This window comes from Herbaspirillum sp. Her4, from assembly GCF_057961335.1.
Genome location: NZ_CM176330.1, coordinates 2,631,528 through 2,651,587, shown reverse-complemented (window position 1 = coordinate 2,651,587; position 20,060 = coordinate 2,631,528). Strand labels below are relative to the sequence as shown.

Here is a 20,060-nt window from a genome sequence, read left to right as displayed (position 1 = left end):
TTCAGCCGGAAAAATTCCGGATTGCAATCAGCAGGTCTTATATAAGACACATGACTTGCCTGATTGATTATGCATCAGGATTTTACGCAAGGCCATCTTTTTGCGACACTAGCGCATGCCTTTGATCCTCTTCAACAAACCCTTCGGCGTGATGAGCCAGTTCTCCGCCCATCCCGAGCGCCAGACGCTGGCCGATTACCTCGGCCTTCCCGACATCTACCCTGCAGGCCGTCTCGATGCCGACAGTGAAGGCCTGCTGCTGCTCACCGATGACGGCAAGCTGCAGCACGCGATCGCCCATCCGCGCCGCAAGCAGCCCAAGACCTACCTGGCACAGGTGGAAGGCCTGGCCACGCCGGAGGCGCTGCAACGCCTGCGCGATCCGCTGGACCTGGGCGACTTCGTCACCCAACCCGGAGAGGCCCGCTTGATCCAGGAGCCGGCCTGGATGTGGCCGCGCACCCCGCCCATCCGCCAGCGTGCCAACCAGCCCACCAGCTGGATCGCCCTGACCATCAGCGAAGGCAAGAACCGCCAGGTGCGCCGCATGACGGCGGCCGTGGGCCTGCCGACGCTGCGACTGGTACGCATCGCCATCGGCCCGTTCTCGCTGGCGACCCATCCGGTGATGCCCGGCGAATGGCGCGAAGTCGATCCACAGGAACTGGATGCCTGAGCGCTGCGTGAACAATCTGACAAGGTTTGAAGCACTCAGGGCTGCACACTTCTTCCCGAAACCTCATAAAAAAGATCCGAAATGGTGTCAACCTTCATACGCGCGCGCCGTTATTGGCAGTGATTCGCACGAATCATCGTTTGCCTCACATCCCTAACATGTTGAATTGAAGGACGCAAAATGAAAAAATTGATCGCCGCTCTGATCGCTGGTCTGTTCGCCACTGCTGCTTTCGCACAAGCTCCGGCCGCTCCGGAAGCGCCGAAGGCTGAAGCCGCTGCTCCGAAGGCAAAGAAGGCCAAGAAGGCAAAGAAGGCCAAGAAGGCAAAGAAGGCAGCTGAAGCTAAGTAATTAGCGTCCGCACTCAAAAAAGGCAGGCTGGTCCTGCCTTTTTTCATGTCCGCGCGGTTCAGGCGACGCACCCCGTAGCCATCCACGCCGGCCAGCGCCCCGCTCCCGCTGCACACGCCCCGCCCCGCTGCTGCTATCCTGCCCGATCCGAATCCCGATTGATAAAGAACATGCGCCAATCTTCACTTTCCCGACTTTCCCGTTGCTTCATGCACAGCGCCGTCGCCCTGCTGGCTGTCGGCTGCCTGTCCACCGCCGGCGCGCAGACGCCGCAGGTGCGCAAATTCCCGACCACCCAGCTCAATATCGGCATCCACCTGATCAAGGCCGAAGTGGCCCAGACCGAAGCCGAGCGCGAGCAAGGCCTGATGTTCCGCGAGAAGATGGGCGACAACGAGGGCATGCTGTTCCTGTTCGGCCAGCCGGCCGGGGTATGCATGTGGATGAAAAATACGCTGATCCCGCTGTCGGTGGCCTTCATGGACGAAAAAGGCGTCATCATCAACATCGAGGAAATGAAGGAACAGACCCTGGATTCGCACTGTGCCAAGCGCGCGGCGGTCTATGCGCTGGAGATGAACAAGGGCTGGTTCAAGCAGAAGAACATCAAGCCCGGTACCAGGATCGAGGGATTGCCCCAATAAGGCATCCGGGCTGCAGCGTGTGGCTGCGGCCCGTCATCCCGACACCCATGATGGCGACGGCCGTTGAAAAACCGTTGCCAAAATGCAAAAAACCGCTTGAAATCAAGCGGTTTTCTTGTACTGCAGCCTGAAGCGGGCAACGCCGCGCTTCAGTTCAAGCCAGGATGCAATTAAGCAGCCAGGGCCTTCAGGGCAGCAGCCAGGCGGCTCTTGTGGCGAGCGGCCTTGTTCTTGTGAATGATCTTCTTGTCGGCGATGCTGTCGATGGTCGACACGGAAGATTGGAACACGGAGGTTGCTGCAACCTTGTCGCCGGCGGCGATCGCCTTGCGAACTGCCTTGATTGCGGTGCGCAGGGTCGAGCGCTGGCTCGAGTTGTGAGCGTTTTGCTTGACTGCTTGACGAGCACGCTTACGTGCCTGTGCGGTATTTGCCATGAAAATTATCCTAAATCGAGAGTCGTTTGCGCCGCAAACCCCGAGGACTCGCGATGCCAAATTCTGTAAAGCATCGGATTATAACGAGATTCCCGTGACAAGGCAATCAACTTGTCTGCTTCTGCTGTAAACACGATGCCATCCGTTGCGATGCCACCGCACTCATTCCGATTTCCGCAAAGAAATTCATCCCTGCCGCCGAACCTGTGGCCAAGGCAGCGAGTCTATTGCGCCGTGCACCAGGGGGATTGTCTTTTCCTTCATATCGCCTCCGAACCACCCGTACCAAGGGCCTGCTCCCCCCTGTCGTGCTCCCGCACCAATCCTTGCCACTCCAGCAAAAGCACCGCTGCCCACCGCTATAATGCCGCTCCATGAATCTGCATAAAACCCTCGCCGCCATCTCCGGCATGACGATGCTCTCGCGCATCACCGGGCTGGCCCGGGAAATCCTGTTCGCCCGCGCCTTCGGCGCTTCGGCCTACACCGACGCCTTCAACATCGCCTTCCGCATTCCCAACCTGCTGCGCCGGCTGTTCGCCGAAGGCGCCTTCTCGCAGGCCTTCGTGCCCATCCTGGCCGAATACAAGAACCGCCGCGGCCCCGAGGAAACCAAACACCTGGTGGACCACGTGGCCACGGCCCTGATGTGGGTCATGCTGATCACCTGCGTGGCCGGCATCATCGCCACCCCCTTCGTGGTCTATTTCATCGCCACCGGGCTGCAGTACAACCCGGACGCCTTCCAGGCCTCGGTGCTGATGACTCGCATCATGTTCCCGTACATCGGCTTCATGGCCTTCGTGGCGCTGGCCGGCGGCATCCTCAATACCTGGAAGGAATTCAAGATCCCGGCGGTCACCTCGGTGCTGCTCAATGTCGCCTTCATCGTGGCCTCGCTCTTCGTGGCCCCCTTCATGGAACAGCCCATTTATGCGATGGCCTTCGCGGTGCTGGTGGGCGGCATCCTGCAGGTGGCCATCCAGGTGCCGGCGCTGATCAAGATCGGCATGCTGCCGCGCCTGTACTGGAATCCCCTGCTGGGCCTGCGCGATGAAGGCGTCAAGCGGGTGCTCAAGAAGATGGGCCCGGCCGTCTTCGCCGTCTCGGCCGCGCAGATCAGCTTGATGATCAACACCAACATCGCCTCGCGCCTGCAACACGGCAGCGTCTCGTGGCTGAGCTATGCCGACCGCCTGATGGAATTCCCGACCGCCCTGCTGGGCGTGGCGCTCGGTACCATCCTGCTGCCCAGCCTGGCCAACGCCCATGCTGCCGACGACATGGATGAATATTCCGCCCTGCTGGACTGGGGCCTGCGCCTGACCTTCATGCTGGCCATGCCCTCGGCCGTGGGCCTGGCCACGCTCTCCGAGCCGCTCACCGCCACCCTGTTCCACTACGGCCGTTTCGATGCGCTCTCGGTGACGATGGTCGGCCACGCACTGGTGGCCTACGGTGTCGGCCTGATCGGCCTGATCGTGGTGAAGATTCTGGCCCCCGGCTTCTATGCCAAGCAGGATATCCGCACCCCCGTCATCATCGCCATCGGCGTGCTGATCGCCACCCAGCTCATGAACAGCGTCTTCGTGCCCCTGTTCTCGCACGCGGGGCTGGCCTTGTCGATCGGCCTGGGGGCCTGTCTCAATGCCCTGTGTCTTTACATCGGCCTGCGCCGCCGCCAGATCTACGTGCCGCGTCCGGGCTGGGGCCTGTTCCTGGTACGCCTGACCGGCGCGCTGCTGGTGATGGCCGGGGTGGCGCTGTGGATTTCCGGCCACTTCGACTGGGTCGCCCTGCGCGCTCATCCGCTGCTGCGCATCGGGGCGCTGATGCTGGTGCTGGCGGTGTGTGCGGTGGCCTATTTCGGCCCGCTGTTCGCGATGGGCTTCCGCCTGCGTGAATTCAAGCGCATCGCGCGCCGCTGATCAGCCTTGCAGGCCGCTTCAGCACAAGCCTGGGGCGGTCTGAAACAAGAAATTTCATTCCCCGCCCGGCAGACCTGACGCAGCGCGCAATATTTTGATAGCATGGGTGACATGACGCTCACCTCCCTCGACTATTTTGCTTCGCTGGTGCGCCAGGACGATTCGATTCCGCTGTTCGAATCTGCCTTGACGCTGGGACAGGATTTTTATCCGGAAATGGATTTTGCCGAGGAAGAGATGGCGCTCGACACGCTGGCGCTCAAGCTCAGGCAGCGCCTGCCTCAGGATGCCTCGCAGATCCAGAAACTGCGCATGCTGAACCATTTCTTCTTCCAGGAAATGGCCTTCGCCGGCAACGTCAACAATTACTACGATCCCGACAACAGCTATATCCACCGCGTGATCTCGACGCGGCGCGGCATTCCGATCTCGCTGGCGGTGGTCTATATCGAACTGGCGCAGCAGATTGGCCTGGAGATGAAGGGAGTTTCCTTCCCCGGCCACTTCCTGATGAAGCTGTCGGTGCAATCCGGTGAAATCGTGCTCGACCCCATGAATGGCGCGAGCCTGTCGCGGCAGGAACTGGAAGAGCGGCTGGAGCCTTATCTGGCCCATCAGCCCGAAGAAGATTTCGGCGATGAACTGCCGCTGGCGGCCTACCTGCGTGCGGCCCATCCGCGTGAGATCCTGGCGCGCATGCTGCGCAACCTCAAGGCCATCTTCATGGAAAGCCAGCGCTGGCAGCAAGTGCTGGATGTGCAGGAGAGACTGGTGATCCTGCTGCCCGAGGAAATCACCGAGAAACGCGACCGTGGGCTGGCCTATGCCAACCTCGGGCAAGCCCAGGCGGCGCTGGAGGATCTGGAAGCCTACCTGGCCCTGCGTCCCCACGCCGAGGACGCGCCCAACCTGCGGGAGATGCTGCCCGACCTGCGCGAAGCACTGCGCAAGCCGAGCTGACCGGGGGCGTCCCGGTCGTCCGGACTTACTGCTTCCCTTCGATTTCTTCCCAACGCTCCAGACTCACCAGCAGTTCTTCGTCGATCTCGGCGAAGCGCTGGTTCAGCTTGACGGCTTCATCCGCCCCCTTCTTGTACAGATCCGGATCGGCCAGTTTCGCCGACAGCTCCTTCTGTTCCGCTTCCAGCGCGGCGATGCGCTTGGGCAGTTCTTCCAGCTCGCGCTGTTCCTTGTAGCTCAGCTTCTTCTTGGCCGGTGCGGGGGCGGCGGCAGGAGCGGCCATGGTGGACTCGGCCTTGACCTCGTTCTTGTCGGCCGCCTTGGCAGCAGCCTTGGCCCCTGCCGATGTCTGCGCCGGGCGCTGGCGCTCCCAATCGGAATAACCGCCCACGTATTCACGCCAGACGCCATTGCCTTCGGAGGCGATCACCTGCGTGACCACGTTGTCCAGGAACATGCGGTCGTGGCTGACCAGGAAGACGGTGCCTTCATATTCCTCCAGCAATTCTTCCAGCAGTTCGAGCGTATCGATATCGAGGTCGTTGGTCGGCTCGTCCAGCACCAGCACGTTGGCCGGCTTGGCGAACAGGCGCGCCAGCAACAGGCGGTTGCGCTCGCCACCGGAGAGCGTGCGCACCGGCGAACGGGCGCGTTCCGGCGCGAACAGGAAGTCCGACAGATAGGTCATCACATGCTTGCGCTGACCGTTGACTTCCACCCAGTCGCTGCCCGGCGCGATGGTATCGGCCAGGGTCGTTTCTTCATTCAGCTGCGCGCGCATCTGATCGAAATACGCGACCTGCATCTTGGTACCCTGCTTGACGGTACCGCTGTCCGGGGCTTCTTCACCCAGAATCAGCTTGAGCAGAGTGGTCTTGCCGGCGCCGTTCTGACCGATCAGGCCGACCTTGTCGCCGCGCATGAGGATGCTGCTGAAGTCGCGCACGATGGCCTTGGGGCCGTAGGCCTTGTTGACGTTTTCCAGCTCCGCCACGATCTTGCCGGAACGTTCACCGGTGCCCACTTCCAGCTTCACCTGCCCCTGCCGCTCGCGGCGCTCGCTGCGCTGCACGCGCAGGGCTTCCAGACGGCGCACGCGGCCTTCGTCGCGGGTGCGGCGGGCCTGCACGCCCTTGCGGATCCACACTTCTTCCTGTGCCAGGAATTTGTCGAACTTGGCGTTTTCCACTTCTTCATTGGCCAGCAGCTCGGCCTTGCGGGCCTGGTAGGTCGTGAAGTTGCCGGGGAAGGAAAGAATCTTGCCGCGATCCAGTTCGATGATGCGCGTGGAGACATTGTCCAGGAAGCTGCGGTCGTGGGTGATGAAGAGGATGCTGCCCTTGAAGTCGCGCAGCAGGCCTTCCAGCCACAGGATGGAGCCGAAGTCGAGGTGGTTGGTCGGTTCGTCCAGCAGCAGCACGTCGGGGTTGCCGACCAGGCCGCAGGCCAGCGCCACGCGCTTCTTCATGCCGCCGGAGAGCTCGCCGATGCGGGCGTCGCGGTTCAGGTTCAGCTTGTCCAGGGTGGTCTCGACCTTGTTGCCGATGGACCAGGCGTCGGCCGCATCCAGCACGGTCTGGATCTGGTGCATGCGCTCCAGCAGGGCGTCGTCATTGTCGCCGCCGAACTGGCCGGTGATGGCTTCATATTCGGCCAAGAGCGCCGGCAGCTCGCCCAGGCCCGAGGCCACGGCGTCGAAGACGGTCATCTCTTCCGGGAAATGCGGTTCCTGGTCGACGTAGGCGATCTTCAGGTTCTGCTGCATCACCAAGAGGCCATCATCGAGCTTGGAACGGCCGGCGATGATCTTCAGCAGCGAGGACTTGCCGGTGCCGTTGCGGCCGATCAGGCCGATGCGTTCGCCGGTCTCCAGCGAGAATTCGGCGTGATCCAGGAGGGCAACGTGGCCGAAGGCCAGTTGTGCGTCGGAGAGGGAAATGACTGCCATAGCGTGCGTGATCTGCGTGAATGCGTCGGCCCAAGCCGCGCAGGATGAATGCGAAAGGCGCTTGATGCAGGAAAAAGCGCGAGAGCGGCATTGTACCGACTGCGCCGCACAAATGCTGATTTAAGCGCGCTCTTGCCCCTTTCGATGGGCCGGAACGGCTGCGGCTTGCACTTTGGCAACGGGATTGATGAAAAATAACGACAAAAGCTCGAATTTCCCCGTCATCCGGGAGCCATGTTACAACTGGTTAAGCATTGCCCGTGGCGGGCACGCCGGGCCGGCGGTGCGATGCGGTAAGATAGCGCATTCCGATTCCCGCTCATCCCATGCCTTTTTCCTCTTTGCCGGACCTGCGCCGCCAGCGCGGCTTCCTCAATCCCAACATCGCCAAGTTCATCGGTCTGTCCATCCTCGGTCTCGGCGTCGCCGCTGCCCTGCTGGTGGTGTATGCATTGATCTTCATCAACCCGCGCCTGCCTTCGCTGGACCTGATCACCGACTACCGTCCCAAGGTACCGCTGCGCATCTGGTCCGAGGACAAGGTCCTGCTCGGCGAGTTTGGTGAAGAAAAGCGCAGCCTGGTCAAACTGGAAGATATCCCGGCCGACATGAAGAATGCCGTGCTGGCCATCGAGGACTATCGTTTCTATGAGCACGGCGGCATCGACTGGATCGGCATCGCCCGCGCCCTGGCCACCGACGTGCTGCGCGGCAGTGCCTCGCAGGGGGCCAGCACCATCACCATGCAGGTGGCGCGCAACGTCTTCCTGACCAAGGAAAAAACCTTCTCCCGCAAGCTCTACGAAGTGCTGCTGGCCAACAAGATCGAACATGCCCTGACCAAGGACCAGATCCTGGAGGTCTACATGAATCAGATCTACCTGGGCCAGCGCGCCTTCGGCTTCGCCGCCGCCGCCCGCACCTACTTCGGCAAGGACCTGAAGGATATTTCCTTGGCCGAAGCCGCCATGCTGGCAGGCCTGCCCAAGGCCCCCTCGGCCTACAACCCCATCGTCAACCCCAAGCGCGCGCACATCCGCCAGCAATACATCCTGCAGCGCATGATGGAAGTGGGCTTCATCACCAAGGCGCAATATGAAAAGGCCGCCAAGGAAGAACTGAAGGTCCGCGCACCGGGCAGCCAGTACAGCATCCACGCCGAATACGTGAACGAAATGGTGCGCCAGATGGTGTACGCGCAGTACAAGGAAGACACCTACACCCAGGGCTTCAACGTCTATACCACCGTCAATGCGGCCGACCAGCAGGCGGCCTACCTGGCCGTGCGCAAGGGCGTGATGGATTACGACCGCCGCCACGGCTATCGCGGTCCGGAAGAAACCATCGAACTGCCCGCCAATGCCGAAGACCGCGCCTCGGCCATCGACGACGTCATGGACGACCATCCCGACAACGACGACATCCTGGCCGCCGTGGTGGTGGCCGCCAGCCCCAAGCAGATTGATGCGGTGCTGCGCAGCGGCGACAAGATCAGCATCAAGGGCGAAGCCCTGCGCTTCGTGGCCTCGGCCCTGTCGGAGAAGGCCAAGAAGGAGATCCGCATCGCGCCCGGTGCCCTGATCCGCGTGATGCAGGATGCCAAGCAGAATTGGCAGGTGGTGCAGTTGCCGCAGGTGGAAGCGGCGCTGGTCTCGGTGGTGCCGCAGGATGGCGCCATCCGCGCCCTGGTGGGCGGTTTCGACTTCACCCAGAACAATTTCAACCACGTGACCCAAGCCTGGCGCCAGCCGGGTTCGACCTTCAAACCCTTCATCTATTCGGCTGCATTGGAGAAGGGTTTTGCACCGGCCTCCATCGTCAACGATGCCCCGGTCTCCTATCCGGCCGGCCCCGGCCAGCCGAACTGGGAACCCAAGGATGACGAAACCCCGGCCGGTCCCATCACCGTGCGCACTGCCCTGCAGAAGTCGGTGAACCTGGTGGCGATCCGCACGCTGGACTACATCGGCGTGCCCTATGCCAAGGACTTCATCACCGGCACCTATGGTTTTGATGCCGACAAGGTCCCGCCCTACCTGCCCATGGCGCTGGGTGCAGGCCAGACCAATCCGCTGCAGCTGTCTGCCGCCTACTCGGTGTTTGCCAACGGCGGCTACAAGATCCAGCCCTACCTGATCTCGCAGATCACCGATGCGCGCGGCAAGGTGCTGTCCAAGGCGGAGCCGCTGATCGTGGGCAATGGCGCACCGCGCGTGGTCTCGGAACGCAACAGCTACATGATGACCAGCATGCTCAAGGCCGTGGCCCAGGGCGGCACCGGCGCACGCAGCAACAGCATCGGCCGCACTGACCTGGCCGGCAAGACCGGTACCACCAATGATGCCGTCGACGGCTGGTTCGCCGGTTACCAGCGCACTTTGGCCACCGTGGCCTGGATGGGCTATGACCAGCCCAAGAGCCTGGGCAGCAAGGAATTCGGCGCACAGCTGGCGCTGCCGATCTGGGTGGACTACATGGCCAAGGCCTTGAAGGGGGTGCCGCAGTTCGACCTGCCGGTGCCGGAAGGTATCCGCTTCATCGATGGCGAGCCCTATTACGACAACTTCACGCCCAACAACGGCCTGGTGACCAATGTGGGCGTGACGGTGGTGGATGCGATCTCGAACTTCTTCGGTTGGACACCCAGCCAGACTCCGGCTGCACCGGGCAATGCGCAACCGGCACCGAACGTGCCGGGCACGTCGCAGGGAGCGCCGGCGGCAGCGCCTGGCGGCTCGGCAAACCGGCCTCAGAGCGAGAGCGCAAGACGCTTCCTGGACAATACCAACCAGGGTCATTGAGGCAATGCCAGGCCACTGGCCTGGCAACTTCATTGAGCCAATCGGCAGCACGAAAAAAACGGGCACTTCCGAAGAAGTGCCCGTTTCCTTTTGTCTGGTGCCCCCGACACGGATCGAACGTGTGACCTATCCCTTCATACCACTATGGCTTTCGCCACCATCAGATACATGAACGTCGTGTAACCGGATGTTTGTAGTCTGGACTATACCTTGGCCATGGACCCTGCCGTGACGGCAAGGTCGGAAGGCCGGAGCCGTCTAGTCTCTACACCTTCCGGCTTCGCAGGAAACCGGCTTGGCTCGGTATTGCCAGCAGCCGCTGCAAACGTGCATGCATGCGCTGTCAGGGTTCACCGACTTTGACTCCATTCAGGCGGCGCCTTTCGGCATCCGCTGCCCAATTTGACTTAGGAGGGGATCGCTCTATCCACTGAGCTACGGGGGCAAACAAGGCCGCTATTGTATCCGCTGCGCCCGGCCTTGCAAAGCCGCAAGCGCGGCGCGCGCATGGACTACAATAGGCCGATGCGCTTGCCCACAACAAATATGAAGAAGCTTGCAGCCGCCGCCCTGGGGACACTGATCGCGGGCGGCGCAGCCATGGCCCAGACGCCCGCGGACAAGCCGCGCGCCATACCGGGCATGGCCGAACGCATGGCCGCCTGCATCGCCTGCCATGGCAAGGAAGGGCGCGCCACGGCCGATGGCTACTATCCGCGCATCGCCGGCAAGCCGGAGGGATATCTGCTGAACCAGCTGCAGAGTTTCCGGGATGGCCGACGCCGCTATCCGATGATGAATTACCTGCTGGGCCATCTTTCTGACGATTACCTGCAGCAGATCGCCCTCTTCTTCGCCGACCAGCATCCGCCCTATCCGCCGCCGGTGCCAGCCGATGTGAGCGCCACGGTGCTGGAACGCGGACGCCTGCTGGTCAGCCAGGGCAAGCCAGCCCAGGGCATTGCGGCCTGCGCCAGTTGCCACGGGGCCGGGTTGACCGGCGTGCAGCCCGGCACTCCGGGATTGCTGGGCCTGCCGCGCGACTACATCAATGCGCAACTGGGCGCCTGGCGCAATGGCGAACGCACCGCCAAGGCCCCCGATTGCATGGGCGAGATCGCCAGGGCATTGAGCCCGGAAGAAATCAATGCCGCCAGCAGCTGGCTGTCCTCCCAGCCGGTCCCGGCGGACTATGCGCCTGAGCGCGTGCTGCCCAAACCTTTGCCGGTGGCCTGCGGCAGCATGCCGGCTTCCTCCGCCAGTGCAGGAGCGGCACGATGAACAAGACCTTGCGCCTGGGCCTGGGAATCCTGCTGGGCAGCGTGCTGGCCGTGGTGGCGCTGACCGGCGGCGTGATCGCCTGGCAAAGCCTGCGCAGTGAAGATCCTGGCGTGGTCGTCCCGGTGACCGACCATCAGGCGCAGCTGACCAGGGGCCAGTACCTGGCGCGCGCCGGCAATTGCATGGCCTGCCACACCGTGCGCGGCGGCGCGGCCTATGCCGGGGGACGCGCCCTGCCGACGCCCTTCGGCACGATCTACACCACCAACATCACACCCGATCGCGCCAACGGCATCGGTGACTGGAGCGCCGACGATTTCTGGCGTGCCCTGCACCACGGGCGCGGACGCGATGGCCGCTTCCTCTTTCCGGCCTTCCCCTACACCAGCTACACCCAGCTCAGCCGCGAAGACAGCGACGCCCTGTTCGCCTGGCTGCGCACGCTGCCCCCCGTCAATCAGCCCAATCGTTCACATGAATTGCGCTTCCCTTACGACCAGCGCCCGCTGCTGGGGCTATGGCGTGCCTTTTTCTTCACACCGGCTGTATACCAGCCTGATCCGGCGCGCTCCGCCCAGTGGAATCGCGGTGCCTATCTGGTGCGCGGCGCTGGCCATTGCAGCGCCTGCCACAGCGCCCGCAACGTGGTGGCGGCCAGCATCGCACCGCTGGATCTGGCCGGCGGCATGATCCCCGCGCTGGACTGGTATGCACCGCCCCTGCATGGTGGCGAACACGGCCTGGGCGGATGGAGCGAAGCCGACATCGCCGCCCTGCTCAGGACCGGCGTCTCGCCGCGCGGAACGTCGCTGGGACCGATGTCGGAAATCGTCGGGCGCAGCCTGCAGTATCTGAACGATGAGGACATCAATGCGATGGCGATCTACCTGAAGTCGCTTCCGGCCCAGCCCCTGCCCGCTGCCAGCGCCGCCGCGCAGCCGGAGCCCGCCGAGGCGGAACGCATCCTCAAACAGGGCAAGAAGCTCTATGGGGAATTGTGCGTGGACTGCCACGGCGGCAAGGGCCAAGGCAGTGCCCCGGACTATCCGCCGCTGGCCGGCAATCACGCCATTGGCGGACCGCAACCGGTCAATGCCATTCGCGCGGTGCTCAACGGCGGCTTCCCGCCGTCGACGGCCGGCAATCCCTATCCCTTCGGCATGCCGCCCTTCGGCCCGCAACTGAGTGATCAGGAAGTGGCAGCATTGGTCTCCTATGTCCGCAACAGCTGGGGCAACCAGGGAGGATTCGTCTCGGCTTCGGAGGTGAACCGGTATCGCAGCGTGCCGCTGGACTGAGCAGACGCAAAAAAGGCGATCCGGGGATCGCCTTTTCCTTCATCGCGCTGCCAGCGGGTAGCTCACCTCACTGCTCGGCGCTCAGCTTGTACCCCATCCCGCGCACCGTCTGCACGTAATGCGCCAGATCGCCCAGCGACTTGCGCAACCGCATGATGTGCACATCCACCGTGCGTTCCTCGATGAAGGTGTGGTCACCCCAGACCTTGTCCAGCAACTGGGCACGCGAGAAGATGCGTTCCGGATGCGCCACCAGATAGCGCAGCAGCTTGAATTCGGCCTGGTCCAGCGCCACCGCCCGGCCCGCCACCGCCACCTGGCGGCGTTCGACGTCAATGCTGATGTCGCGGTATTTGAGAGCCTGGCTGCCGATCTCCGGCGCCTTTCGGCGCAACAGGGCCTGCACGCGCGCCACCAGTTCCTTGGGAGAGAACGGCTTGGTCACGTAATCATCCGCACCTTCGTTCAAGCCCTTGACCTTGTCTTCTTCCATGCCCTTGGCGGTGAGCATGATGACCGGCAGCGCCGCCGTGCGCTGGTCGCGCCGCAGCTCCGAGAGCAGCACCAGGCCGGAGCTGTCGGGCAGCATCCAGTCCAGCAGCACGACATGAGGCAGCGACTCGGCAATCAGCTTGCGGGCCTGGGCCACGTCGGTGGCGATGGTGGTGGCAAAGCCCGCGCCCTGCATCGTGAAGCGCAACAGCTCCGCGATGCTGGGTTCGTCTTCGACCATCAGGATATGAGGGAGCTCTTTTGACATCGTCCTTGGATCCGCAACAACTGACTCAGAGCACCTTGGCCGCGATACGCTGGGCCATGCTGCGCGCCAGCTCGGCTTCCTGCGCCTCCACCATCACGCGGATCAGCGGCTCGGTGCCGGACGGACGCAGCAGCACGCGGCCGCGCTCGCCCAGTTCTTCTTCCACGGCAGCCTGTTCGGCTTGCAGGGCGGTGTTGGACTTCCAGTCGTAGCCGGCAGGAATCTTCACATTGATCAGCGATTGCGGATACAGGGTGATGTCGCCGGTCATCTGCGCCAGGGTCTGGCCGGCGCGCTTCAAGGCGCACAGTACCTGCAGGGCCGAAACAATGCCATCGCCGGTGGTGTGCTTGTCCAGTGCCAGCAGGTGGCCGGAGCCTTCGCCGCCGAGCAGCCAGCCCTTCTCCTGAAGCACTTCCAGCACGTAGCGGTCGCCCACCTTGGCACGTGCGAAGGGCACGCCCATCTTCTTGAAGGCCACTTCCAGGGCCATGTTGGTCATGAGGGTACCGACTGCGCCATCGACCGCGCCGCTGCTCAGGCGGTCCTTGACCATCAAGTAAAGCAGTTCATCACCGTTGTAGATGCGGCCGCTGCCATCGACCATGATGAGACGGTCGGCATCACCATCGAGCGCAATGCCGAGGTCGGCCCGGTATTCACGCACCGAGGCCACCAGCGATTTAGGCGCGGTGGCACCACAATCCTCGTTGATGTTCAGGCCATCGGGCTGGTTGCCGATGGTGATGACTTCCGCGCCCAGCTCATGGAATACGTGCGGCGCGATGTTGTAGGCCGCGCCGTTGGCACAGTCCACCACCAGGCGCATGCCGCGCAGGTCCATGGCACTGGGGAAGGTGCTCTTGCAGAATTCGATGTAGCGGCCGGCCGCATCCGACAGGCGGCGCGCCTTGCCCAGCTTCTCGGAGGGGACGCACTCCATGGGCTGCTCCAGCGCCGCTTCGATATCCGCCTCGACCTGGTCGGGCAGTTTGTTGCCCTTGGCCGAGAAGAACTTGATGCCGTTGTCGTGATAGGGATTGTGCGAGGCCGAGATCACCACACCGGCCGAGAGACGCTGGGCGCGGGTCAGGTAGGCCACGGCCGGGGTCGGCAGCGGGCCGGCCAGCCAGACGTCCACGCCGGCAGCGGCGAAGCCGGCTTCCAGCGCGGCTTCCAGCATGTAGCCGGAGATCCGGGTGTCCTTGCCGATCAGCACCGTGGGACGGGCCACGCCATCCTTGGACTTGGCCAGGACCTTGCCGGCCGCATAGCCCAGGCGCATGACGAAATCCGGTGTGATCGGGGCCACGCCCACGCGACCGCGCACGCCATCGGTGCCGAAGTATTTTCCTGCCATGTTGGTCCCTTATCGCTTAATGCTTAACGCTTCTGCTGATTGATGTCTTGCAGGCCCGGCGAGCGCACCGGCCTGTTTCCCATGAAATCTGTTGTCGTGCTTGAGTTTCGATCACGTTCGCGCACGTAGCGCGGCCTGCATCAAAGGTCGCCGCGTCCTGCCTGCCACATGGCCAGCGCGTCGACCGTCTCGGCCACATCGTGCACGCGGATGATCATCGCCCCCTGCTGCGCCGCCGCCAGCGCCGCACCGATACTGCCGGCCATGCGGCGTTCCAGCGGCTTGCCGGTGACCGCACCGATCATGGACTTGCGCGACATGCCGGCCAGCAGCGGCAGATCCAGCGTGTCGATCAATCGGCGCGTGTTCCTGAGCAAAGCCAGATTATGCTCCACAGTCTTGCCGAAACCAAAACCGGGGTCGATGCAAATTCGTTCACGTCCGATACCGGCCGCCTTCATCAGGCCGACCTGGGTCTGCAGGAATTGCTCGACCTCGGTGACCACATCTTCATATCGGGGTTCTTGCTGCATGGTCTGGGGCTGGCCTTGCATGTGCATCACGCACAGGCCGGCTTCGCTGTCCTTGACCGCATCGATGGCCCCCTCGGCACGGAAACCGTTGATGTCGTTGATCATGTCCACCTCGGCGACCAGCGCTTCGCGCATGACGGCCGGCTTGTAGGTATCCAGGGAAAGGGGCTTGCCGCAGTCGCGCAGGGCGTAGATCACCGGCATGACGCGCTCCAGCTCTTCCTGCAGCGACAGCGGCGCAATGCCGGGGCGGGTGGACTCGCCACCGATGTCGATGATGTCGACGCCGTCGGCAATCATCTGTTCGGCATGGGTCAGGGCCAGTTCCAGCGAATGATGGCGACCGCCATCGGAAAAGGAATCGGGCGTCACGTTGAGGATGCCCATGACCAGCGGCCGGCGGCCAGGCTGGACCGGCAGGCGGAACCTGCCGCATTTGAGGAAAGCTTGCGTCATCTTGCTGTGGTAGGTGATGCGGATGAATTGCCCGAGGTGGCGGCCCTAAGCATGCTGCGCCGCGCACCATCGCTGTGCGGCAGCATGATACACCGCCGATGGACCGCCTTTACACTTTTGTCCGGCAGGGGCGCCATCGACTGCACGGTTTTTCATCTGCCAAATTCATTCGCCAAATAAAAAAGGTGAGGATTTCTCCTCACCTTTATCGGGTCTGCGGCTTCAGGCATTCACGCCCTGCGCCTTGCGCTGCACGCCTCAGGCCGGGGCAGTGGCGTTGGGCGAGACGTCGCCGGAGCGGTTGTTGTCCGAGGGCGACTTCTTGGCCGGGACACCATTGCGCGGCGGACGCGGTTCGTCGCCATTCATGATGTCGTTGACCTGATCAGCGTCCAGGGTTTCCCATTCCAGCAGGGCCTTGGCCATGACGTCGACCTTCTCGCGGTTCTCTTCCAGCAGGCGGCGGGCCAGGGCATATTGCTCGTCCAGGATGCTGCGGATTTCAGCGTCCACCTTTTGCTGGGTGGCTTCTGAGACGGTCTTGGACGACATGCGGCCGAAGTAGGCATCCTGCTCCGAATCTTCATACACCATGGTGCCCAGGGTCACGGACATGCCATAGCGGGTAACCATGGCGCGGGCCAGCTTGGTGGCGCGCTCGAAGTCGTTGGACGCGCCGGTGGACATCTGGTGCATGAAGATTTCTTCAGCGATACGGCCACCGAAGAGGATCGAGATCTCTTCCAGCATCTTGTCCTTGTACATGTTCACGCGGTCATGTTCCGGCAGCTGCCAGGTCAGGCCGAGGGCATAGCCACGCGGCATGATGGTGACCTTGTGGACCGGATCGGCCTTGGGCAGCAGCTTGGCGACAACCGCGTGGCCGGACTCGTGATAAGCGGTGTTGCGGCGTTCTTCCTCGCGCATCACGGCCGACTTGCGTTCCGGACCCATGACGATCTTGTCCTTGGCATCTTCGAAGTCCTGCATTTCCACCAGGCGCTTGTTGCGGCGCGCAGCGAAGAGCGCGGCTTCGTTGACCAGGTTGGCCAGGTCGGCACCGGAGAAACCGGGGGTGCCACGGGCCAGGATGTCGGCCTTGACGTCAGGGGCGATGGGCACCTTGCGCATGTGGACGTAGAGGATCTGTTCGCGGCCACGGATGTCGGGCAGGCCGACCATCACCTGGCGGTCGAAGCGGCCCGGACGCAGCAGCGCCTTGTCCAGCACGTCGGCGCGGTTGGTGGCAGCGATCACGATGACGCCGGAGTTGGCTTCGAAGCCGTCCATCTCCACCAGCATCTGGTTCAGGGTCTGTTCGCGTTCGTCGTTGCCGCCACCCATGCCGGCACCACGATGGCGGCCGACGGCGTCGATTTCGTCGATGAAGATGATGCAGGGAGCGTGCTTCTTGGCGTTCTCGAACATGTCGCGCACACGGGAGGCACCGACACCGACGAACATTTCCACGAAGTCCGAACCCGAGATGGTGAAGAACGGCACCTTGGCTTCGCCGGCGATGGCGCGGGCCAGCAGGGTCTTGCCGGTACCCGGGGGGCCGACCATCAGCACGCCGTGGGGGATGCGGCCGCCCAGCTTCTGGAACTTGGTCGGGTCACGCAGGAATTCAACCAGCTCCTGGACTTCTTCCTTGGCTTCGTCGCAACCGGCGACATCGGCGAAGGTGACCGAGTTGCTGTTCTCATCCAGCATGCGCGCCTTCGACTTGCCGAAGGAGAACGCGCCGCCCTTGCCGCCGCCTTGCATCTGGCGCATGAAGAAGATCCAGACGCCAATCAACAACAGCATCGGGAACCAGGAAATGAAGATTTGCGACAGGAAGGACTGCTCTTCCGGCTGGCGCACGTCGAACTTCACGCCATTGTTGAGCAGGTCACCGACAAGGCCGCGGTCCAGGATGGTGGTCGCGGTCTTGACCTTGGTGCCATCCTGGGTGGTGGCGATGATGTTGCGATCCTCGATGGTCGCATCCTTGATGTGTCCGGCCTTGACCTCGGAGATGAAGTCCGAATACGCGATCGGCTTGGCATTGGTCGCCATGCTGCGGCTGTCGAACTGTTTGAACACCATAAACAGCACGAGCGCGATGACTACCCAGATGGCAGCCTTTGAAAACATATTGTTCACTGGAACTCCTCCGACGCCTGCGCGCCACGTTGCCTTTGTATCGTCCGATTTTACCCGGATTCAACCACCCTTACACGGAAAACCACCGTCCGCCCAGCCTCGCCCTGCCCCACTGTGCCATCGCGCAACGCACAAAAAGGCGTCACACCCGGCTGCTGGCGCATTTCTTTGCCATTCCGACATCAGCTTGAAGACTGGCGGGGAAGACATTCTTGCCTGCGATTCAGACAAACTAACGATTTACAGAAATCGATATAAGGCTGAAATCGGGCAAAACAAGGCAGGAAAATTCACTAAATCGCCGTGTTCACAGCAGATTTTGCGCTGGTTTGCGGACGACGAACCGGTTTTGCATCAACTTTAACTGAATTAGCTGCGAGGATTTTTCAGGATTTTCCCTAGCAGAAAGATTTCGGACGACTTGTCGCGGCTGGCCTTGGGCTTCTTCGACATCACCGTCTTGAATTCGGCCCGGAATTTGTGCACCAGTTCGTTGTAGCCGGTCCCGTTGAAACACTTGACCAGCAAAGCGCCGCCAGGTTTCATGTGCAGCTGGGCAAAATCGATGGCCAGGTCGATCAGGTACTCCACCCGCGCGGCATCGGCAATGGCCACGCCCGACAGATTGGGCGCCATGTCCGACAGCACGAGGTCGGCCTTGCGGCCCTGCAGCAAGGCTTCCAGCTGGCGTACTGGTTCGTCTTCGCGGAAGTCACCCTGAATGTAGTGCACATCCGCAATCGGATCCATCGGCAGGATGTCCAGTCCGATGATGGTGCCGTGGATGCCCCCGCCTTCAGCCCCGGCCAGCTTGTTGCGCACGTACTGGCACCAGCTGCCGGGAGTGCAGCCGAGGTCGACGATCACCTGCCCGGGCTTGATGAGGCGCTCTTCCTCATCGATTTCCTTGAGCTTGTAGGCCGCACGCGCACGATAGCCTTCCTTCTGCGCCAACTTCACATAAGGGTCGTTGATATGGTCGTGTAACCAGTTTTTGTTCAGTTTGTTCTTTGCCATTCGCGTAGAATACTGGTTTTATCTCATTGAGGGACAACTTGGCTTCGCCGAGACCTCGTCCCGAACCCGCACTCCCATGTTGAATCTGACTCCCGCCGAGCGCAGCGAACTGCGCGCCCAGGCCCATGGCTTGAACCCCGTCGTGATGGTAGGCGAAAGTGGCCTGACCGAATCCGTCATGAAGGAAATCGACAAGAGCCTGAACGCCCACGGCCTCATCAAGGTCCGCGTCTTCGGCGACGACCGCGAAGCTCGCATCGCGATCTACGAAACCATCTGCGCTGAACTCAAGGCAGCGCCGGTCCAACACATCGGCAAGCTGCTGGTGCTGTATCGCCCGCAAAAGGACGAAGGCAAGAAAGCCGCTGCCGGTGCCAAGGGCGGCCTGCGCGAAGTGACCATCGTCAAGTCGCACGCCACCAAGCGCCCTTCGGTGAGCAAGGTCATGCTCAAGGGCAATGAACGCATTACCGCCGGTGGCCTGGTCAAGAAGGCCAAGCCGCGCCAGCGCAGCACCAAAAAGTCGCTCGGCTGATCCCTCGATCGCCCGTCGCGCCGGGCTGCAGCTTGCTGCGGCCCACAAAACAGAATGCCCGCTGATGCGGGCATTTTCATTTCCGGCGTCGGTATTGCGGCAGGATCATTGCCGCATCCGCCAGGCTTGAGCGAGACGGATGCGGCGGGCTACATCAGACGTAGCGCACTTCCAGGATTTCGTATTCCTTCAGGCCCGAGGGGGCTTCCACGGCCACCACGTCACCGGCGCTCTTGCCGATCAGGGCACGGGCGATGGGCGAAGTCACCGAGACCTTCGATTCCTTGATGTCGGCTTCGTCCAGGCCCACGATCTGGTAGGTCACCTTCTCGCCGCTGTCCAGGTTTTCCAGGTCCACGGTGGAGGCGAAGACCACGCGGCCTTCGGCGTTCAGTTCGGCCGGGTCGACGATCTGGGCCGCGCCCAGCTTGCCTTCCAGGTCGGCGATACGGCCTTCGATGAAGGCCTGGCGCTCCTTGGCGGACTCGTATTCGGCGTTTTCGGACAAGTCGCCCTGCGCGCGCGCTTCGGCGATCGCATTGATGACTTCCGGACGGTCTTTGGTTTTCAAACGGTGCAATTCTTCCTTCAGAAGTTCGGCGCCACGCTTGGTAAGGGGAACTGTGCTCATAAGTCTCTTGCTCAAGGTTAGGGTTACACGGAAGACGCATCCAAGGTCCGCCGGCCGCTGAATACGCAAAAAGAGAGCCGCGCCGCCAACCTGGCGGACAAGCCTTGTTTTTACGGGAACAGTCTGGCTGGTGAACGGACCGTTGCTGCAGGATTCCGTCAGCTCTTCAACAACACGCGCTCTGACTCAGAGCCGCTAAGGACATGACGCCACGCGCAAGCCTGAATCAATGTGGCCCGATGGCGTCATGTCCTTAGCGTCCCCGGACGGATCTGCCCTGCAACATTGAACATGTT

At 62.4% G+C, this 20,060-nt stretch carries 17 protein-coding genes; 9 read left to right on the top strand and 8 right to left on the bottom strand.

The window, feature by feature from the left end:
- Positions 1 to 115 precede the first annotated feature (115 nt).
- The 3 genes from ACWFUC_RS11990 (at position 116) to ACWFUC_RS11980 (ending at position 1,671) form a co-directional block, all read left to right on the top strand.
- Complete coding sequence (locus tag ACWFUC_RS11990) at positions 116 to 676, top strand: pseudouridine synthase (RefSeq protein WP_489624984.1); 561 nt, start codon at positions 116 to 118, stop codon at positions 674 to 676.
- A 180-nt stretch (positions 677 to 856) separates the two neighbouring features.
- Positions 857 to 1,027, top strand: a complete 171-nt coding sequence (locus tag ACWFUC_RS11985) for a hypothetical protein (RefSeq protein WP_006463172.1) — start codon at positions 857 to 859, stop codon at positions 1,025 to 1,027.
- 170 nt (positions 1,028 to 1,197) lie between these two features.
- Positions 1,198 to 1,671 carry a DUF192 domain-containing protein gene (locus ACWFUC_RS11980; protein WP_134134743.1) on the top strand — a complete coding sequence of 158 codons (474 nt, stop codon included), beginning with the start codon at positions 1,198 to 1,200 and terminating at the stop codon, positions 1,669 to 1,671.
- A gap of 170 nt (positions 1,672 to 1,841) precedes the next feature.
- Here the strand turns inward: ACWFUC_RS11980 and rpsT are convergent, their stop codons facing one another.
- Positions 1,842 to 2,108, bottom strand: a complete 267-nt coding sequence (gene rpsT / locus ACWFUC_RS11975) for a 30S ribosomal protein S20 (protein WP_489624983.1) — start codon at positions 2,106 to 2,108, stop codon at positions 1,842 to 1,844.
- 374 nt (positions 2,109 to 2,482) lie between these two features.
- Here rpsT and murJ point away from each other — a divergent pair, with 374 nt between their 5' ends.
- Both murJ and ACWFUC_RS11965 read left to right on the top strand, forming a co-directional pair.
- The gene (murJ, locus tag ACWFUC_RS11970) at positions 2,483 to 4,036 is read left to right on the top strand and encodes a murein biosynthesis integral membrane protein MurJ (RefSeq protein ID WP_489624982.1); all 1,554 of its coding nucleotides are present in this window, start codon (positions 2,483 to 2,485) and stop codon (positions 4,034 to 4,036) included.
- A 111-nt stretch (positions 4,037 to 4,147) separates the two neighbouring features.
- A complete protein-coding gene (locus ACWFUC_RS11965) occupies positions 4,148 to 4,996 on the top strand; it encodes a SirB1 family protein (RefSeq protein ID WP_034340401.1) in 849 nt (282 codons plus the stop codon).
- 25 nt (positions 4,997 to 5,021) lie between these two features.
- Here the strand turns inward: ACWFUC_RS11965 and ACWFUC_RS11960 are convergent, their stop codons facing one another.
- On the bottom strand, positions 5,022 to 6,944 hold the full coding sequence (locus ACWFUC_RS11960) for an ATP-binding cassette domain-containing protein (RefSeq protein ID WP_489624981.1): 1,923 nt from the start codon (positions 6,942 to 6,944) through the stop codon (positions 5,022 to 5,024).
- A 326-nt stretch (positions 6,945 to 7,270) separates the two neighbouring features.
- On the opposite strand from ACWFUC_RS11960, the gene ACWFUC_RS11955 reads away from it, so the two are divergent.
- The 3 genes from ACWFUC_RS11955 (at position 7,271) to ACWFUC_RS11945 (ending at position 12,324) form a co-directional block, all read left to right on the top strand.
- Complete coding sequence (locus ACWFUC_RS11955) at positions 7,271 to 9,745, top strand: penicillin-binding protein 1A (RefSeq protein ID WP_276844146.1); 2,475 nt, start codon at positions 7,271 to 7,273, stop codon at positions 9,743 to 9,745.
- 546 nt (positions 9,746 to 10,291) lie between these two features.
- Positions 10,292 to 11,026: a c-type cytochrome gene (locus ACWFUC_RS11950; protein WP_489624980.1), complete on the top strand. Its 735-nt coding sequence runs from the start codon at positions 10,292 to 10,294 to the stop codon at positions 11,024 to 11,026.
- Complete coding sequence (locus tag ACWFUC_RS11945) at positions 11,023 to 12,324, top strand: c-type cytochrome (protein WP_489624979.1); 1,302 nt, start codon at positions 11,023 to 11,025, stop codon at positions 12,322 to 12,324. The genes ACWFUC_RS11950 and ACWFUC_RS11945 overlap by 4 nt, the downstream gene beginning before the upstream one ends.
- A 67-nt stretch (positions 12,325 to 12,391) precedes the next feature.
- Here ACWFUC_RS11945 and ACWFUC_RS11940 read toward each other — a convergent pair whose 3' ends face one another.
- From ACWFUC_RS11940 to ACWFUC_RS11920, 5 genes are all read right to left on the bottom strand, one after another.
- A complete protein-coding gene (locus ACWFUC_RS11940; RefSeq protein ID WP_034340383.1) occupies positions 12,392 to 13,084 on the bottom strand; it encodes a response regulator in 693 nt (230 codons plus the stop codon).
- A 25-nt stretch (positions 13,085 to 13,109) separates the two neighbouring features.
- On the bottom strand, positions 13,110 to 14,444 hold the full coding sequence (glmM, locus tag ACWFUC_RS11935; protein ID WP_034340380.1) for a phosphoglucosamine mutase: 1,335 nt from the start codon (positions 14,442 to 14,444) through the stop codon (positions 13,110 to 13,112).
- A gap of 140 nt (positions 14,445 to 14,584) precedes the next feature.
- Positions 14,585 to 15,433, bottom strand: a complete 849-nt coding sequence (folP, locus tag ACWFUC_RS11930) for a dihydropteroate synthase (RefSeq protein WP_121038214.1) — start codon at positions 15,431 to 15,433, stop codon at positions 14,585 to 14,587.
- A gap of 258 nt (positions 15,434 to 15,691) precedes the next feature.
- Entirely contained in the window at positions 15,692 to 17,581 is a 1,890-nt protein-coding gene (gene ftsH / locus ACWFUC_RS11925; RefSeq protein WP_034340372.1) for an ATP-dependent zinc metalloprotease FtsH, read from the bottom strand.
- A gap of 369 nt (positions 17,582 to 17,950) precedes the next feature.
- Complete coding sequence (locus ACWFUC_RS11920) at positions 17,951 to 18,598, bottom strand: RlmE family RNA methyltransferase (protein WP_034340369.1); 648 nt, start codon at positions 18,596 to 18,598, stop codon at positions 17,951 to 17,953.
- A 76-nt stretch (positions 18,599 to 18,674) separates the two neighbouring features.
- On the opposite strand from ACWFUC_RS11920, the gene yhbY reads away from it, so the two are divergent.
- A complete protein-coding gene (gene yhbY, locus ACWFUC_RS11915; RefSeq protein WP_034340366.1) occupies positions 18,675 to 19,133 on the top strand; it encodes a ribosome assembly RNA-binding protein YhbY in 459 nt (152 codons plus the stop codon).
- A 154-nt stretch (positions 19,134 to 19,287) separates the two neighbouring features.
- Here yhbY and greA read toward each other — a convergent pair whose 3' ends face one another.
- On the bottom strand, positions 19,288 to 19,764 hold the full coding sequence (greA, locus tag ACWFUC_RS11910; protein WP_013233401.1) for a transcription elongation factor GreA: 477 nt from the start codon (positions 19,762 to 19,764) through the stop codon (positions 19,288 to 19,290).
- Between the last annotated feature and the right edge of the window lie 296 nt (positions 19,765 to 20,060).

Coding starts and splice junctions, on each gene's coding strand:
- ACWFUC_RS11990 (WP_489624984.1), top strand. CDS start 116: ATGCCTTTGATCCTCTTCAACAAACCCTTCGGCGTGATGAGCCAGTTC.
- ACWFUC_RS11985 (WP_006463172.1), top strand. CDS start 857: ATGAAAAAATTGATCGCCGCTCTGATCGCTGGTCTGTTCGCCACTGCT.
- ACWFUC_RS11980 (WP_134134743.1), top strand. CDS start 1,198: ATGCGCCAATCTTCACTTTCCCGACTTTCCCGTTGCTTCATGCACAGC.
- rpsT (WP_489624983.1), bottom strand. CDS start 2,108: ATGGCAAATACCGCACAGGCACGTAAGCGTGCTCGTCAAGCAGTCAAG.
- murJ (WP_489624982.1), top strand. CDS start 2,483: ATGAATCTGCATAAAACCCTCGCCGCCATCTCCGGCATGACGATGCTC.
- ACWFUC_RS11965 (WP_034340401.1), top strand. CDS start 4,148: ATGACGCTCACCTCCCTCGACTATTTTGCTTCGCTGGTGCGCCAGGAC.
- ACWFUC_RS11960 (WP_489624981.1), bottom strand. CDS start 6,944: ATGGCAGTCATTTCCCTCTCCGACGCACAACTGGCCTTCGGCCACGTT.
- ACWFUC_RS11955 (WP_276844146.1), top strand. CDS start 7,271: ATGCCTTTTTCCTCTTTGCCGGACCTGCGCCGCCAGCGCGGCTTCCTC.
- ACWFUC_RS11950 (WP_489624980.1), top strand. CDS start 10,292: ATGAAGAAGCTTGCAGCCGCCGCCCTGGGGACACTGATCGCGGGCGGC.
- ACWFUC_RS11945 (WP_489624979.1), top strand. CDS start 11,023: ATGAACAAGACCTTGCGCCTGGGCCTGGGAATCCTGCTGGGCAGCGTG.
- ACWFUC_RS11940 (WP_034340383.1), bottom strand. CDS start 13,084: ATGTCAAAAGAGCTCCCTCATATCCTGATGGTCGAAGACGAACCCAGC.
- glmM (WP_034340380.1), bottom strand. CDS start 14,444: ATGGCAGGAAAATACTTCGGCACCGATGGCGTGCGCGGTCGCGTGGGC.
- folP (WP_121038214.1), bottom strand. CDS start 15,433: ATGACGCAAGCTTTCCTCAAATGCGGCAGGTTCCGCCTGCCGGTCCAG.
- ACWFUC_RS11920 (WP_034340369.1), bottom strand. CDS start 18,598: ATGGCAAAGAACAAACTGAACAAAAACTGGTTACACGACCATATCAAC.
- yhbY (WP_034340366.1), top strand. CDS start 18,675: ATGTTGAATCTGACTCCCGCCGAGCGCAGCGAACTGCGCGCCCAGGCC.
- greA (WP_013233401.1), bottom strand. CDS start 19,764: ATGAGCACAGTTCCCCTTACCAAGCGTGGCGCCGAACTTCTGAAGGAA.